Raw genomic sequence first — 17,473 nt, 5'->3', positions numbered from 1 at the left:
TGATGATATTAGTGCTTTTTAACAAAGAGGAAACTTGTAACAAGCGAAATAGAAATGCGTTGTTGAAACTAGTTTTCTCAATCAAAAAGGCCTTTTTAACTAACTTTATGATATAATAAACAACGAGGTAAATTGAATGAAAAGTATAAAATTAAATGCTCTGGCTTTTATGGGGATTCGTGTTTTAAATATTATTTTCCCTATTTTAACAGGTACATATGTTGCTCGTGTTTTGGATCGAACAGATTATGGTTATTTTAACTCTGTTGATACCATCCTATCTTTCTTCTTGCCTTTTGCAACTTATGGGGTTTATAACTACGGTCTTCGTGCCATTAGCAATGTGAAAGATAATAAAAAAGAGCTAAACAAAGTTTTCTCTAGTCTTTTTTATTTGTGTGTTGCTTGTACTATTATTACAACACTTGTATATGTTTTCTCCTATCCATTATTCTTTACAGCTAATCCTATCATTCAAAAGATCTATCTAGTAATGGGAGTGCAACTCGTTGCTCAGATTTTTTCAATTGAGTGGGTTAATGAGGCGCTTGAAAATTATAGCTTTTTATTTTATAAAACAGCTTTCATACGTGTTCTCATGTTGGTATCAATATTTTTATTTGTAAAAAACGAACACGATATTGTTGTTTATACTCTGGTAATGAGTCTATCAACCCTAATTAACTATCTCATTAGTTATTTCTGGATTAAACGAGATATAAAATTTGTAAAAGTTTCACTAAGTGAATTCAAACCGCTCTTGCTTCCACTGACAGCCATGCTTATTTTCGCAAATGCAAATATGTTATTTACATTTCTTGACCGTCTATTTCTTGTGAAGACGGGGATTGATGTAAATGTCAGCTACTATACCATTGCACAACGAATTGTAACGGTTATTGCGGGGGTTGTTACAGGTGCAATTGGAGTTAGTGTCCCTCGTTTAAGTTATTATCTTGGAAAAGGAAAGAAAGAGGAGTATGTAAATTTAGTCAATCGAGGAAGCCGTATTTTCAATTTCTTCATCATTCCTCTTAGTATAGGCTTAATGATTTTGGGACCCCAAGCTATCTTAGTATATGGTAGTGAAAAATATATAGGTGGCGGTATTTTAACTTCCCTCTTTGCTGCCCGTACGATTATTCTCGCTCTAGATACTATTCTAGGATCACAAATTCTCTTTACAAATGGATATGAGAGAAGAATTACCCTCTATACTGTTTTTGCGGGTATTTTGAACCTTATTTTAGATAGTTTACTCTATTTTTATGATATCTATACACCAGAGTATTATCTGATTACAACTATGCTATCTGAAACATTCCTTTTGATTCTTTATATTCTCTTTATCAATAAGCGTAAACTCATCAACTTACGGCACATTCTAAAGTATACTTTACGGTATTCTCTCTTCTCATCGACATTTATTCTGATTTCCTTCCTAGTCAATTTTATATATCCGGTACAAATGGTTATCAACTTGCCACTCTTTATTAACATGTTTATCATCATGGCATTATCTGTGCTCAGTTATATTGGCTTATTAGTATGGACAAAAGATAGTATTTTCTATGAATTTTTAGGACACTTTATTTCGCTAAAAAAACGCGTTATAAAATAATAGGAGGAATATATGAGAAAATTAAGCATTGAAGAAGCTAAAAAGATTGAACTTGATATTTTAGACTTTATAGACTCCTTTTGTAAGGAGAACGGCATCAACTATTGTATTAACTATGGGACCTTGATTGGTGCTATTCGACACAAGGGATTTATTCCTTGGGATGATGATATAGACCTTTCTATGACTCGTAAAAACTATGAAAAGTTTATTCAGTTATTTAGCGAGAAGCAATCAAAATATAAACTTCTCTCGTTAGAAACGGATGACCAATATTTTAATAACTTTATCAAAATTGTAGATCCTACAACAAAAATAATTGATACGAGAAATACAAAAACTTATGATTCGGGTATATTCATTGATATTTTTCCGATGGATACATTTAATGATAGTAAGGTCGTTGATATCTGCTATAAGTTGGAAAGCTTTAAGTTACTATCCTTTAGTAAACACAAGAATATTGTTTATGGAGATAGCAAATTAAAAGACTTGATACGTTCCTTCTTCTGGTTTTTGCTTCGTCCGATTTCTCCCAGTTATTTTGCGATTCAAATTGAAAAGCAAATTCAAAAGTATAGGGTAAAAGATGGTAAATATATCGCTTTTATTCCTTCTAAGTTTAAGGAAAAAGAAGTTTTTGCCAAAGAAGTTTTTGAAGATTTCATTGAAGTCCCTTTTGAACATCTGATGCTTCCAGCACCGAAACAATACGATGCTATTTTGAAACAGTATTATGGTGATTATATGACTCTCCCACCAAAAGAAAAACAGTTTTATAGTCACGAATTTGAAGCCTATAAATTGGAGGATTAAATGCAGTATTTAGAAAAAAATGAGGTTAAAACTATTCAACTAGGTATTTTGGACTATATTGACGAAATTTGTAAAAAAAATAATATTTCTTATTTCCTCAGCTATGGAACAATGTTGGGAGCTGTCCGTCATAAAGGAATGATTCCTTGGGATGATGACATTGATATTTCTCTGTATAGAGAAGACTATGAACGTTTATTGAAAGCTATTGAAGAGGACCAGCATCCTATTTATCAAGTCCTTTCCTATGAGACTTCATCGTGGTATTTCCATAATTTTGCAGCTATTTTAGATACATCAACTGTCATTGAGGATAATGTAAAGTATAAGCGTCATGACACTAGTTTGTTTATTGATGTCTTTCCAATCGATCAATTTTCAGATTTGAGCATCATTGATAAGAGCTATAAATATGTTGCCTTGCGTCAGCTTGCCTATATCAAAAAAGAACGTGCGGTTCACGGAGATAGCAAATTAAAGGATTTTCTTCGCTTGTGTACCTGGTATCCTCTCAGACTTGTTAATCCGAGATACTTCTTTAAGAAAATTGATCAATTAGTAAAAAATAGTGTGACAGAAAATCCTACTTATGAAGGAGCTGTTGGAGTTGGAAAAGAAAAAATGAAAGAAGTTTTTCCAGCAGGAACCTTTAAAGAACTGATTTTAACAGAATTTGAAGGGAGAATGTTGCCAATTCCTAAAAATTATGATGCCTTTTTAACACAGATGTATGGTGATTATATGACTCCTCCATCGAAAGAAATGCAGGAGTGGTATAGCCATAGTATAAAAGCCTATCGTAAGATAGAGAAGTAGCTCAGTTTCATAAGAGAGCGAATCTTTTGGGTGTTTATTGGAAAAATCAGAACAATACTATTCATATACAAAGCAGGACATGAAAATAGGTTAAACTGATGGTTTATAGAAAGGATAAAGGAAAGTGTGATATACAATGAAGAATACAAAGATAAGGAAGTTAATATTATTTAGTTTTCTCATATGTACTTTAATTATGGCTGCCAAATTATCATCTGTCGATGCGGATACCATTTCCGCAGGGGATGGTAATCGAATCCACTTTATTAATTTAAAATCTAAGTCAGGGAGTGATGCTATTCTCTTAGAAAGCAAAGGGCACTTTGCTTTAATTGATATGGGTGAGGATTATGATTTCCCAGATGGAAGCAATCCACGTTATCCAGATAGGTGGGGAATTACCATGGACAATGATCAAGTTTTAGAGGATCGATTGTTCCGTCATCTGAAACAGGTTGGTGTTGAAAAACTAGATTTTATCTTGGGTACTCATGTCCACAGTGATCATATTGGTTCTGCAGATGAAGTACTAAAACATTATCCTGTTGATAAATTTTATCTGAAAAGATACTCAGATGAACGCATTACAACACAGTGGAGGTTGTGGGATAATCTCTATAACTATGATAATGCGGTTAAAACAGCTCTTGAACGTGGTGTAAATCTTATACAAGATATCTCTGACAACGACAGCCACTTTACCATGGGTGATATGGATATTCAGCTTTATAACTACAAAAATGAGTATGACAGTGAAGGAAAGCTTAAAAAGGTTTTCGATGATAATTCAAACTCAATAGTTGCTGTTGTTACTGTAGCTGGAAAGAGAATCTATCTAGGTGGAGATTTGGATAATGCCGAAGGAGCAGAAGATAAGTTAGGCCCTGTTATCGGTAAGGTTGATATGATGAAATGGAACCATCATTATGATGCGACAATTTCAAATACAGTTAACTTTATTAATAATTTATCACCAAGTATTGTTGTTCAGACAAGCGGATCAGATATTAATCGTGAATCCACTAGAGCTCTACTTCGAGAAAAGAATATAAAAATAGTAAAAGCTTATAGTCATACCAAAGATGCGACGGTTTTTGATATAGATAAAGAAGGATTTACTAACGTTTCGGAAGTTTTTCCCGATATACCAACCGTTAGAGAAAAATGGTATAAAGAAGACGGTTACTGGAAATATCGCTTGTCCGATGGTGAAATGACGATTGGTTGGCGAAAAATAGACGGTGTTTATTATTTCTTTAATGGACAAGGACAAATGCAAGCTGACAAATGGTTGCATTTGAAAGATTCTAGAGAAAAAATTGATGGAAACTGGTATTACCTAAACAACAACGGTGACATGCGAGAAACTGGTTGGTTTAACCAAGATGGTAATTGGTACTATATCACATCAACGGGAGCAAGAAGCTACAATGAACTCTTAGAAATTGCGGGGCAGAAATACCTATTTGATAAAGATGGTAAGATGCTAACAGGACATCAAGTCTATAATGGCAAGAAGATGTTCTTTAGCGAAAGTGGTGCACTCCAAGCAGCAGGTAAGCCTTCAACTTGGCAAAAGATCGATTCAGATTGGTATTTCTATGATGAGGATGGGCTAAAGACTGTCGGTAAAAAGAATATTATTGGAAGCACGTACTACTTTAATCAAGAAGGTGTCATGCAAACTGGCTGGACCTTTGTTGATGGTTACTGGAACTATTTTGCAAGTTCTGGAGCTATGAAAACCGGCTGGATCAAGGATCAGGAAACATGGTATTATCTGGATAAAGATGGCATCATGTTAACTGGCAGACAAGATATCAATGGTGTTCGTTACTATTTGAATGCTAGTGGTGCCATGCAAACAGGCTGGGCCTTTGTTGATGGTCACTGGAACTATTTTGCAAGTTCTGGAGCTATGAAAACTGGTTGGGTCAAGGATCAGGAAACATGGTATTATTTGGATAAAGATGGCATCATGTTAACTGGAAGCCAAGATATCAATGGTGTCCGTTACTATTTGAATGCCAGTGGTGCCATGCAAACAGGCTGGGCCTTTGTTGATGGTCACTGGAACTATTTTGTAAGTTCTGGAGTTATGAAAACTGGTTGGTTGAAAGATAATGAATCATGGTATTATTTGGATCCAGAAACAGGTATCATGGCTGTAGGCTCTAAAGAAATTGACGGAAAGAACTATTTCTTCAGCTCTGCAGGTACTATGCAAGTTGGATGGCAGTGGTCAAATGATTCTTGGCATTATTACGCTACGTCTGGCGCAGTCCAAACTGGTTGGTTGAAAGATGGTGATGTCTGGTACTATCTTGAAGGAAAAGAAGGCATTATGCTGGTCGGCCTTCATCAAGTAGATGGTAAGCAATATTACTTTAGCAGATCTGGAGCCATGCAAACTGGCTGGAAATGGTCTGATAATCATTACCGTTACTTTGAATCAAACGGTGCCATGAAAACTGGTTGGATAAAAGACAAAGGCGTCTGGTATTATCTAAATCCTGAAGATGGAATCATGTTGGTTGGCCTTCATAAAGTAAATGGTGATCATTATTACTTTGATGAATCAGGAGCTATGCAAACGGGTTGGAAACAGCTTGATGGTAATTGGTACTATTTCCAAGCAGATGGTTCTTTATTGAAGAACGCGACAACACCTGATGGTTATAAAGTAAACGAAGAAGGAATTTGGAAAATAAGTCAAACCACTGTAGCAGTGGAGCAAGATAAGAAAGAGCAAATAACTGAAACTTCTACTTCAACTGAGAATTCATCTCATCATTTAATTGGGGAATAAATGTGATGTGTAAACACCTTAGAGTCAGGTAGGACTAAACCGGATTTTAGGGTGTTTTTTAAGTTTTATATTGACGCTGATATTATAAAGTTAACTCTAAATATACAATATTCTCGCTTCATTCTTTTGATAAAATCGTAAAAATCTAGTATAATAGATAGACTGAAAGTATGAGGTTACTAGATATGAAGATGAAACAAATTAGTGATACAACACTAAAAATCACGATGACTTTAGATGATTTGATAGATCGGGGAATGGAGATTGCAGACTTTCTCGTTCCTCAGGAAAAAACTGAAGAGTTTTTCTATGCTATTTTAGATGAACTGGAAATGCCAGACAATTTCTTGGATAGTGGCATGCTGAGTTTCCGTGTGACGCCAAAACCTGATAAGGTCGACGTCTTTGTGACCAAGTCCAAGATTGACCAAAATCTGGATTTTGAAGATTTGGTGGATTTACCCGATATGGAAGAATTAGCCCAAATGTCGCCGGATGAATTTCTCAAAACCTTAGAAAAGAGCATTGCAGACAAGACCAAGGATGATATTGAGGCCATCCAATCTCTAGAGCAGGTCGAAGCAAAGGAAGAAGAGCAAGAGCAAACAGAAAAGGAAACTGAAAGTAAGAAAGAACCTTATATCTACTATATCCTGCATTTTACAAGTCTTGCTGACTTAGTTGCTTTTGCAAAGACGGTTAACTACCAGATGGAAACATCTGAACTCTATAAGATGAATGGACAGTACTATTTGACAATCTTGGTTGATGTGGCAAATCATCCTAGTCCTTACCCATCCTGGCTGTTAGCCCGTATGCGTGAGTTTGCAGACGACAGTGACATCAGTCGTTCAGTCTTGCAAGAGTATGGGCAAATCTTGATCAACCACGATGCAGTTCTCGGTCTGCAAAAGATTCATTCATAGATTTTTAAAATTAATTTTCATTTATCAGGAAAGACGAATCATGGGATTCGTTTTTTCTTTTCTAGACTGAAATATTGATTTACTATATTAGGAATTTTCACAAAATTCTGTTATAATGGCTATATCAGAAAATTTCGAGGAGACAAACATGACAGTTAAAATTGCTTTACTTGGATTTGGTACCGTTGCAAGTGGCGTACCATTCCTCCTAAAGGAAAATGGAGAAAAAATCATCCAGTCAGCTCATTCGGAGATTGAAGTAGCCAAGGTATTGGTCAAGGATGAAGATGAAAAGAACCGCTTGCTTGCGGTAGGAAATGACTTTAACTTTGTGACCAATGTAGATGATATTTTATCAGACAAGGACATTACTATCGTAGTGGAATTGATGGGGCGTATCGAACCAGCTAAGACCTTTATCACTCGTGCCTTGGAAGCTGGGAAACACGTTGTTACTGCTAACAAGGACCTTTTGGCTGTCCATGGTGCAGAATTGTTAGAAATCGCTAAAAATCATAATGTAGCACTTTACTACGAAGCAGCAGTAGCTGGGGGGATTCCAATTCTTCGCACTCTAGCAAATTCATTGGCTTCTGATAAAATCACGCGCGTTCTTGGTGTCGTTAACGGAACTTCTAACTTTATGATGACCAAGATGGTGGAAGAAGGCTGGTCTTATGATGATGCTCTGGCTGAAGCTCAAAGACTTGGATTTGCAGAAAGTGACCCAACAAATGACGTGGATGGGATTGACGCAGCTTATAAGATGGTGATTTTGAGCCAATTTGCTTTTGGTATGAAGGTTGCCTTTGACGATGTAGCCCACAAGGGGATCCGCAACATCACACCAGAAGACGTAGCTGTTGCCCAAAACCTCGGCTATGTAGTGAAATTGGTAGGTTCTATCGAGGAAACTCCTTCAGGTATTGCTGCGGAAGTAACTCCAACCTTCCTTCCTAAAGCACATCCACTTGCCAGTGTGAATGGGGTAATGAACGCTGTTTTTGTAGAATCTATTGGTATCGGTGAGTCTATGTACTACGGACCAGGTGCTGGTCAAAAACCAACTGCAACAAGTGTTGTAGCAGACATTGTCCGTATCGTTCGTCGCTTGAATGATGGCACCATTGGTAAAGACTTCAACGAATATAGCCGTGAACTTGTCTTGGCAAATCCAGAAGATGTCAAAGCCAATTATTACTTCTCAATCTTGGCACCAGACTCAAAAGGTCAGGTCTTGAAACTGGCCGAAATCTTTAATGCTCAAGATATTTCCTTCAAGCAAATCCTCCAAGATGGCAAAGAGGGTGACAAGGCGCGTGTAGTGATTATTACTCATAAGATCAATAAAGCACAACTTGAGAATGTTTCAGCTGAGTTGGCCAAAGCTTTAGAATTTGACCTCTTGAATACCTTCAAGGTGTTAGGAGAATAGGATGAAGATTATTGTACCTGCAACCAGTGCTAATATCGGGCCAGGTTTTGATTCGGTCGGTGTAGCTGTAACCAAGTATCTTCAAATAGAGGTCTGTGAAGAACGGGATGAGTGGTTGATTGAACATCAGATTGGCAAATGGATTCCCCATGACGAGCGTAACCTTTTGCTCAAGATTGCCTTGCAAATTGCGCCGGACTTGCAACCGAGACGCTTGAAAATGATCAGTGATGTTCCCCTGGCGCGTGGTTTGGGTTCTTCTAGCTCGGTTATCGTTGCTGGGATTGAACTGGCCAACCAACTGGGCAAGCTTAACTTATCCAACCACGACAAATTGCAGCTGGCGACCAAGATTGAAGGGCATCCAGACAATGTGGCCCCAGCAATTTATGGTAATCTGGTTATTGCAAGTTCCGTTGAAGGGCAGGTTTCGGCGATTGTGGCAGATTTCCCAGAGTGTGATTTTTTAGCTTATATTCCCAACTATGAATTGCGTACTCGTGACAGCCGCGGTGTCTTGCCTAAAAAATTGTCCTACAAGGAAGCTGTTGCTGCCAGCTCTATCGCCAATGTGGCTATTGCAGCCTTGTTGGCAGGTGACATGGTGACAGCTGGACAAGCAATCGAGGGAGACCTCTTCCACGAACGATATCGTCAGGACTTGGTGAGAGAATTTGCGACGATTAAGCAAGTAGCCAAAGAAAGTGGTGCTTATGCAACCTATCTCTCTGGTGCTGGACCAACAGTTATGGTCTTGGCTTCTCATGACAAGATGCCGGCGATTAAGGCGGAATTGCAAAAGCAGTCTTTCAAAGGCAAACTTCATGATTTGAAAGTGGATACCCAAGGTGTCCGTGTCCAAGCAAAATAAAGAAATAAAAGACAGGATGGGGAAAGTCTCGACTAGAGGGCTTCCTGTCCTTTTTTTGAAAAGAAGTTTATACTCAATGAAAATCAAAGAGCAAATTAGGAAGCTAGCCGCAGGCTGTACTTGAGTACGGTAAGGCGACGCTGACGTGGTTTGAAGAGATTTTCGAAGAGTATTAGTTAAAAACTTGATAGAGGAGAAACGAAGATGGCAGAAATTTATCTAGCAGGTGGTTGTTTTTGGGGCTTAGAGGAATATTTTTCCCGAATTTCGGGAGTGCTAGCTACCAGTGTCGGCTACGCTAATGGCCAAGTCGAAACGACCAATTACCAGCTACTTAAGGAAACAGACCATGCAGAAACGGTTCAAGTGATTTACGATGAGAAAGCAGTGTCACTTAGAGAAATTTTACTTTATTATTTCCGTGTCATCAATCCCTTATCTATCAACCAGCAGGGGAATGACCGTGGTCGCCAATATCGTACTGGTATTTATTATTAAGATGAAGTAGATCTGCCAGCTATCTATACAGTGGTGCGGGAGCAGGAGCGTATGCTGGATCGAAAGATTGCAGTAGAAGTGGAGAAACTTCGCCACTATATTCTGGCTGAAGACTATCATCAAGACTATCTCAAGAAAAATCCTTCCGGTTACTGTCATATCGATGTGACAGATGCTGAGCAGCCATTGATTGACGCCTCAAATTATGAAAAGCCTAGTCAAGAAGTGTTAAGGGAAAGTTTGTCAGCAGAGTCTTATCGTGTCACCCAAGAAGCTGCAACAGAGGCTCCCTTTAGCAATGCTTATGACCAGACCTTTGAAGAAGGGATTTATGTAGATATCACGACTGGCGAGCCACTCTTTTTCGCTAAGGATAAGTTTGCCTCAGGATGTGGTTGGCCAAGCTTTAGCCGTCCGATTTCCAAGGAATTGATTCACTACTACAAGGATTTGAGCCATGGAATGGAGCGAATCGAAGTTCGTTCTCGTTCAGGAAATGCTCACTTGGGCCATGTTTCCACAGATGGACCGCAGGAGTTAGGTGGCCTCCGTTACTGTATCAATTCGGCATCCTTGCGCTTTGTGGCCAAGGATGAGATGGAAGAGGCAGGATACGGTTATTTATTGCCTTACTTAAACAAATAGAACTGAGAGGGTGGGCATTTCCACTTTCTTCATTTTCAGAATAAGAATAGAAGGGATTTATGAAACACTTACTATCTTACTTCAAACCCTACATCAAAGAGTCGATTCTAGCACCCCTGTTCAAGCTACTAGAAGCTGTTTTTGAGCTCTTGGTTCCCATGGTGATTGCTGGAATTGTTGATCAGTCCTTGCCCCAGAGAGATCAAGGGCATCTATGGATGCAGATTGGCCTGCTCCTTATCTTTGCAGTGATTGGCGTTTTAGTGGCCTTGGTAGCTCAGTTTTACTCAGCCAAGGCAGCGGTTGGGTTTGCCAAAGAATTGACAAACGACCTTTATCGGCACATTCTTTCTTTGCCCAAGGACAGTAGAGATCGTTTGACAACTTCTAGCTTAGTCACCCGCTTGACTTCAGATACCTACCAGATTCAGACGGGTATCAATCAATTCCTGCGCCTCTTTTTGCGAGCGCCTATTATTGTTTTTGGGGCAATTTTTATGGCCTATCGCATCTCGGTTGAGCTGACTTTCTGGTTCTTAGTCATAGTTGTCATTTTGACGATTGTTATTGTAGGCCTCTCTCGACTGGTAAATCCTCTCTACAGTAGTCTCAGAAAGAAAACGGACCAGCTGGTTCAGGAAACGCGCCAGCAATTTCAAGGGATGCGGGTTATTCGTGCTTTTGGTCAGGAAAAACGAGAGTTACAAATTTTTCAAACCCTTAACCAAGTTTATGCTAGATTGCAAGAAAAGACGGGCTTCTGGTCTAGTTTGTTAACACCTCTGACCTATCTGATTGTTAATGGAACTCTTCTCGTCATCATCTGGCAGGGCTATATTTCAATTCAAGGAGGTTTACTCAGTCAAGGTGCCCTCATTGCCCTTATCAACTATCTCTTGCAGATTTTGGTGGAATTGGTCAAGCTAGCTATGTTGATCAATTCTCTCAATCAGTCTTATATCTCAGCTAAACGAATCGAGGAAGTCTTTGCTGAGGCTCCAGAAGATATCCATTCGGAGTTAGAAGAAAAGCAAGTTACCAGTAATCAGGTTTTACAAGTCCAAGAATTGACTTTTACCTATCCTGATGCGGTCCAGCCTTCTCTGAGAGGCATTTCCTTTGATATGACTCAAGGGCAAATCCTTGGTATCATTGGGGGAACGGGTTCTGGTAAATCAAGCTTGGTGCAAGTCTTACTTGGTCTATATCCAGCAGATAAGGGAAGCATTAACCTTTATAGAGATGGACGTAGTCCTCTTAATTTGGAGCAGTGGAGGTCTTGGATTGCCTATGTGCCTCAAAAAGTCGAGCTCTTTAAAGGAACTATTCGTTCCAACTTGACTTTGGGTTTCAATCAAGAAGTAACTGACCAAGAACTCTGGCAGGTCTTGGAAATTGCGCAAGCAAAGGATTTTGTCAGTGAAAAGGAAGGACTTTTGGATGCCCTGGTTGAGGCAGGAGGACGAAATTTCTCAGGCGGACAAAAACAAAGGCTGTCTATCGCCCGAGCAGTCCTGCGCCAAGCTCCATTTCTCATCCTAGATGATGCGACCTCAGCCCTCGACACCATTACCGAGTCCAAGCTCTTGAAATCTATTAGAGAAAATCTGCCAAATACGAGCTTAATCTTGATTTCTCAACGGACTTCGACACTTCGGATGGCAGACCAGATTCTCCTCTTGGAAAAAGGTGAGCTACTAGCTATTGGCAAGCACGAGGAATTGATGAAGACTAGCCAAGTCTATCGCGAAATCAATGCATCCCAACATGGAAAGGAGGACTAATATGAGACGACAAACTGCAAACCAGACGCTCAAACGTTTGGCAAAAGATTTAGCAAGCCATCCTTTCCTCCTTTTCCTAGCCTTTCTAGGAACCATTGTCCAAGTTGGCTTATCAATTTACCTACCTATTCTGATTGGTCAGGTCATCGACCAGGTCCTAGTGGCTGGTTCTTCACCAGTTTTTTGGCAAATTTTTCTCCAGATGATCTTGGTGGTCATAGGAAATACACTGGTGCAATGGATCAATCCCCTTCTCTATAATCGTCTAATCTTCTCTTATACCAGAGACTTGCGAGAGCGAATCATTCATAAGCTCCATCGTTTACCGATTGCTTTTGTGGATCGACAGGGCAGTGGAGAGATGGTTAGTCGTGTGACCACAGACATAGAACAGCTGGCAGCCGGCTTAACCATGATTTTCAATCAATTTTTCATTGGTGTTTTGATGATTTTGGTTAGTATTCTAGCCATGCTCCAAATTCACCTTCTCATGACCCTCTTGGTCTTGCTGTTGACACCCCTGTCCATGGTGATTTCACGCTTTATTGCCAAACGCTCCTATCATCTCTTCCAGAAGCAAACAGAGACGAGAGGAATTCAGACTCAATTGATTGAAGAGTCTCTTAGCCAGCAAACTATTATCCAGTCTTTCAATGCTCAGACAGAGTTTATCCAAAGACTGCATGAGGCGAATGCCAACTACGCAGGCTGTTCTCAGTCAGCCATCTTTTATTCATCAACGGTCAATCCTTCGACTCGCTTTGTCAATGCACTCATTTATGCGCTTTTAGCTGGAGTGGGAGCCTATCGTATTATGATGGGTTCAACCTTGACCATTGGGCGTTTAGTGACTTTTTTAAACTATGTCCAACAGTACACCAAGCCCTTTAACGATATTTCTTCAGTGTTAGCCGAGTTGCAAAGTGCTCTCGCTTGCGCAGAGCGCGTCTATGCTGTCTTAGAAAGTCCAGAGGTGGTTGAAACAGGTAAGGAAATCTTGACCAGTGACCAAGTCAAGGGAGCTATTTCCTTTAAACATGTTTCTTTTGGCTACCATCCTGAGAAGATCTTGATTAAGGACTTGTCTATAGATATCCCAGCTGGTAGCAAGGTAGCCATTGTTGGTCCGACAGGTGCTGGTAAGTCAACTCTTATCAATCTCCTCATGCGTTTTTACCCTATTAACTCAGGAGATATCTTGCTGGACGGTCGTTCCATTTACAACTATACCCGAGCGTCATTGAGACAGCAGTTTGGGATGGTGCTCCAAGAAACCTGGCTCAAGCAAGGGACTATTCATGACAATATTGCCTTTGGAAATCCTGAAGCCAGTCGGGAGCAGGTGATTGCTGCTGCAAAAGCAGCCAATGCAGACTTTTTCATCCAACAGTTGCCACAGGGATACGATACCAAGTTGGAAAATGCAGGAGAATCACTATCTGTCGGTCAAGCCCAGCTCTTGACCATCGCCCGAGTCTTTCTAGCTATCCCTAAGATTCTTATCTTAGACGAGGCGACTTCCTCCATCGATACACGGACAGAAGTGCTAGTTCAGGATGCCTTTGCTAAACTGATGAAGGGGCGCACAAGTTTTATCATTGCCCACCGCTTGTCAACCATTCAGGATGCGGATTTGATTCTTGTCTTGGTAGATGGTGATATTGTTGAGCATGGTAACCATCATGACCTCATGGCTAGAAAGGGCAAGTATTACCAAATGCAAAAAGCTTCAGATTTTAGCTTTGAATAATCCTTTCTATTTTGAAATCTTATGGACAAAAAAAGTTGCCTTCGGGTGACTTTTTTGTTACAATAGCTAGAAAAAATCAGGGTCTTAGAAGGAGAAAATCAATGAAAGTCTATCAGCATGTAAATATCGTGACCTGTGACCAAGATTTCCATGTTTATTTGGATGGAATCTTGGCTGTCAAGGATTCTCAAATAATCTATGTAGGCCAAGAGAAGCTAGAGATTTTAGAGCAAGCTGAGCAGATTATAGACTATCAGGGAGCCTGGATTATGCCTGGTTTGGTCAATTGCCATACCCATTCTGCTATGACAGGTTTGCGAGGGATTCGGGATGATAGCAATCTCCATGAATGGCTCAATGACTATATCTGGCCAGCAGAAGCAGGCTTTACTCCTGACATGACTACCAAGGCGGTCAAAGAGGCTCTGACAGAAATGCTCCAGTCAGGGACAACAACCTTTAACGATATGTATAATCCCAATGGTGTGGATATCCAGCAAATTTATCAGGCAGTCAAGGCATCTAAGATGCGTTGTTATTTCTCACCGACCCTCTTTTCTTCAGAGACAGAAACAACTGCTGAGACTATAAGTAGAACACGGTCCATTATAGAAGAAATCTTAGGATATGAAAATTCAAATTTCAAGGTTATGGTAGCTCCACATTCTCCGTATAGCTGTAGTAGAGACTTGCTAGAAGCGAGCTTAGATATGGCAAAAGAGCTGGACATTCCCATCCATATCCATGTGGCGGAGACCAAGGAGGAATCAGGAATTATCCTGAAACGCTACGACAAACGCCCCCTCGCCTTTCTAGAAGAACTGGGTTACTTAGATCATCCGTCTGTTTTTGCTCATGGGGTCGAACTAAACGAACAAGAAATTGAACGCTTGGCAACCTCTCAAGTGGCTATCGCCCACAATCCTATCAGTAATCTAAAACTGGCCTCAGGAATCGCTCCAATCATCCAACTCCAAAAAGCAGGAGTAGCAGTGGGGATTGCGACTGACTCGGTTGCTTCCAATAACAATCTAGATATGTTTGAGGAAGGACGGACAGCAGCCCTCCTTCAGAAAATGAAGAGTGGAGATGCCAGCCAATTTCCTATCGAAACAGCTCTCAAAGCTCTAACGATAGAAGGAGCTAAGGTTCTAGGAATGGAAAAGCAGATAGGAAGCCTAGAAGTCGGCAAACAGGCAGATTTTCTGGTCATTAATCCTCAAGGAAAAATCCATCTCCAACCTCAGGAAAATATGCTCTCTCACCTCGTATACGCAGTCAAATCCAGTGATGTTGATGATGTCTATATTGCTGGAGAACAGGTTGTCAAGCAAGGACAAGTTTTGACAGTAGAGATTTAAAAAAATATTTCTAAAAAAATCAAAAAAAGTTTGCAAAAATCTTGCATTCTTTTTTTGTCTATGCTATACTTATATACGGTTTGAAAAAACTGCCTAAGACAGTAGGGGAGCTCGACTCATAAAAATCCTACCGAGGACAAAACGTATCATGTAAAAAGAAGCGTATTGTACTTTCGTGTCTAGGTTTGGGCGCGTTTTTCTTTTGAAAAAATTCCCCAAGCAAAATAATTACGGAGGTGAACACACTAATGAGTGAAGCAATTATTGCTAAAAAAGCGGAACTAGTTGACGTAGTAGCTGAAAAAATGAAAGCTGCTGCATCTATTGTCGTTGTAGACGCTCGTGGTTTGACAGTTGATCAAGATACAGTTCTTCGTCGTGAGCTTCGTGGAAGCGAAGTTGAGTATAAAGTCATTAAAAACTCAATCTTGCGTCGTGCAGCTGAAAAAGCTGGTCTTGAAGACCTTGCATCTGTTTTTGTTGGACCATCTGCAGTAGCATTTTCTAACGAAGATGTTATCGCACCAGCGAAAATCTTGAACGACTTTGCTAAAAACGCTGAAGCACTTGAAATCAAAGGTGGTGCAATCGAAGGCGCTGTCGCATCTAAAGAAGAAATCGTTGCTCTTGCAACTCTTCCAAACCGCGAAGGACTTCTTTCTATGCTCCTTTCTGTACTTCAAGCGCCAGTGCGCAACGTTGCTCTTGCAGTCAAAGCGGTTGCAGACAACAAAGAAGACGCAGCTTAATCTTAAGCTACGCAGCGTAGTATAGCTACGAAAAAACTATTATATAATTAAAAACTTATTTGGAGGAAATAACAATGGCATTGAACATTGAAAACATTATTGCTGAAATTAAAGAAGCTTCAATCCTTGAATTGAACGACCTTGTAAAAGCTATCGAAGAAGAATTTGGTGTAACTGCAGCTGCTCCTGTAGCTGTAGCTGCAGCTGGTGCTGCTGACGCTGGTGCTGCTAAAGATTCATTTGACGTTGAATTGACAGCTGCTGGTGACAAAAAAGTTGGCGTTATCAAAGCTGTACGTGAAATCACTGGTCTTGGACTTAAAGAAGCTAAAGAACTTGTTGATGGTGCACCAGCTCTTGTTAAAGAAGGCGTTGCAACTGCAGAAGCTGAAGAAATCAAAGCTAAATTGGAAGAAGCTGGAGCTTCAGTTACTCTTAAATAATAGAGCAACTACATTAGTAGCTTAAAAAACATATAAAACCGCTATTCTTAGGATTAGCGGTTTTTTTTATAATTGAAAAGAGAAAATTTATAAAGTGTCTCCAGTTGTTCCATAAGATTTTCATCATAAAGTTCTGGAGTTTGATTAGAGAACCTTGTCAATCAAACTCCAACGCTCGGTAAAGCGATGATGTATCTGTGGAAGGAGATTATGTTTGCTAAGGTATTTTTTGCAGAAATAGTGGTACAATATCCTTAGAATAGTTCAAAATTTATCTTTGCTAGGGGAAAGGGAGATTGAACTCCCTGATGCATCCGTCTTAGTATGGGATTAATGTCCTATAAAAAGGAAATGTTATAAAGGTGATATTGATGGAAAGATATGAATTTACAGCGACAACAGCAAAATCAGATATAATAATTGGTATCCTTTTTCCCATGTTCCTCATGCTTCCTGTATTGGGAATACAGTTGGCTATATTCTATTTAAAACTGAATGATTTTTTTAAATCACAACCTCTTTTTCTTTATACGATAGTATTAGTATTTTTTGGTATTAGTTTTCTTTTAATTAAAAAAATACAAGGTAGTCTAGTGAAGAATTTTGTCGTAGAATTATCTGGAAGAAATATTAGGATTTGGTGTGATGGAAAGGAGATTGTATCAGGAGAAGTTATTTTCTGTAGGATAAAAAATAAGGAGCCTAAACTGGGGGCGAGAGCCTTAAATGTAGACATAGACACCAAGGGGGATAACATTAAATTTCGAGTTCGGTCTAAGGAATATGAAAATTTATCATCTTCTACTTGGAATCCTCTCGGGACAAGCAAACCCTCTGATGTAGAAACGTTATTATCTTTGGGCAAAAAAATAAAAAATGTTATGGAAGAAGAAGTTTTGATAGAAGATGAAGCTTCAAAAAAACCTCGATCGTTTTGATTGAGGTTTTT

At 39.5% G+C, this 17,473-nt stretch carries 13 protein-coding genes, 1 pseudogene and 1 other annotated feature; all 14 genes and pseudogenes read left to right on the top strand.

The features are described from left to right. Positions 1–136: 136 nt before the first annotated feature. The 14 genes and pseudogenes from ATE34_RS06945 to ATE34_RS06870 all read left to right on the top strand — a co-directional run bounded on the left by ATE34_RS06945 (position 137) and on the right by ATE34_RS06870 (position 17,462). Positions 137–1,621, top strand: coding sequence for an oligosaccharide flippase family protein (locus ATE34_RS06945; protein WP_084911429.1), 1,485 nt, complete (start codon positions 137–139; stop codon positions 1,619–1,621). Between the two features lie 12 nt (positions 1,622–1,633). After that, entirely contained in the window at positions 1,634–2,437 is an 804-nt protein-coding gene (locus ATE34_RS06940; protein ID WP_084911428.1) for a LicD family protein, read from the top strand. Beyond that, the gene (locus ATE34_RS06935) at positions 2,438–3,253 is read left to right on the top strand and encodes a LicD family protein (protein WP_084911427.1); all 816 of its coding nucleotides are present in this window, start codon (positions 2,438–2,440) and stop codon (positions 3,251–3,253) included. 196 nt (positions 3,254–3,449) lie between these two features. Further along, on the top strand, positions 3,450–6,062 hold the full coding sequence (locus ATE34_RS06930) for an MBL fold metallo-hydrolase (RefSeq protein WP_394335039.1): 2,613 nt from the start codon (positions 3,450–3,452) through the stop codon (positions 6,060–6,062). Between the two features lie 185 nt (positions 6,063–6,247). Then, on the top strand, positions 6,248–6,988 hold the full coding sequence (mecA, locus tag ATE34_RS06925) for an adaptor protein MecA (protein ID WP_084911425.1): 741 nt from the start codon (positions 6,248–6,250) through the stop codon (positions 6,986–6,988). 148 nt (positions 6,989–7,136) lie between these two features. Then, positions 7,137–8,423 (top strand): homoserine dehydrogenase, encoded by a 1,287-nt coding sequence (locus ATE34_RS06920; RefSeq protein ID WP_084911424.1) that lies wholly within the window; start codon positions 7,137–7,139, stop codon positions 8,421–8,423. Between the two features lies 1 nt (position 8,424). After that, complete coding sequence (gene thrB, locus ATE34_RS06915; RefSeq protein WP_084911423.1) at positions 8,425–9,294, top strand: homoserine kinase; 870 nt, start codon at positions 8,425–8,427, stop codon at positions 9,292–9,294. A gap of 204 nt (positions 9,295–9,498) precedes the next feature. Next, positions 9,499–10,437: pseudogene (gene msrB, locus ATE34_RS06905) on the top strand (peptide-methionine (R)-S-oxide reductase MsrB). A gap of 59 nt (positions 10,438–10,496) precedes the next feature. Then, positions 10,497–12,221: an ABC transporter ATP-binding protein gene (locus ATE34_RS06900; protein WP_084911422.1), complete on the top strand. Its 1,725-nt coding sequence runs from the start codon at positions 10,497–10,499 to the stop codon at positions 12,219–12,221. Position 12,222: 1 nt separating this feature from the next. After that, positions 12,223–13,971 (top strand): ABC transporter ATP-binding protein, encoded by a 1,749-nt coding sequence (locus ATE34_RS06895; protein ID WP_084911421.1) that lies wholly within the window; start codon positions 12,223–12,225, stop codon positions 13,969–13,971. A 101-nt stretch (positions 13,972–14,072) separates the two neighbouring features. Then, complete coding sequence (locus tag ATE34_RS06890; RefSeq protein WP_084911420.1) at positions 14,073–15,332, top strand: TRZ/ATZ family protein; 1,260 nt, start codon at positions 14,073–14,075, stop codon at positions 15,330–15,332. 74 nt (positions 15,333–15,406) lie between these two features. Next, positions 15,407–15,542: a sequence feature (ribosomal protein L10 leader region), on the top strand. A 38-nt stretch (positions 15,543–15,580) separates the two neighbouring features. After that, the gene (gene rplJ / locus ATE34_RS06880; RefSeq protein WP_001287266.1) at positions 15,581–16,081 is read left to right on the top strand and encodes a 50S ribosomal protein L10; all 501 of its coding nucleotides are present in this window, start codon (positions 15,581–15,583) and stop codon (positions 16,079–16,081) included. Between the two features lie 74 nt (positions 16,082–16,155). Next, positions 16,156–16,524, top strand: a complete 369-nt coding sequence (gene rplL / locus ATE34_RS06875) for a 50S ribosomal protein L7/L12 (RefSeq protein WP_045590943.1) — start codon at positions 16,156–16,158, stop codon at positions 16,522–16,524. 371 nt (positions 16,525–16,895) lie between these two features. Further along, entirely contained in the window at positions 16,896–17,462 is a 567-nt protein-coding gene (locus tag ATE34_RS06870) for a hypothetical protein (protein ID WP_000443019.1), read from the top strand. Positions 17,463–17,473: the final 11 nt, after the last annotated feature.

Origin of the sequence: Streptococcus oralis subsp. tigurinus (genome assembly GCF_002093545.1) — a bacterium.
In the GTDB taxonomy this organism is placed as follows: domain Bacteria; phylum Bacillota; class Bacilli; order Lactobacillales; family Streptococcaceae; genus Streptococcus; species Streptococcus oralis_C.
This window is presented reverse-complemented; position numbering and strand designations above follow the sequence as displayed.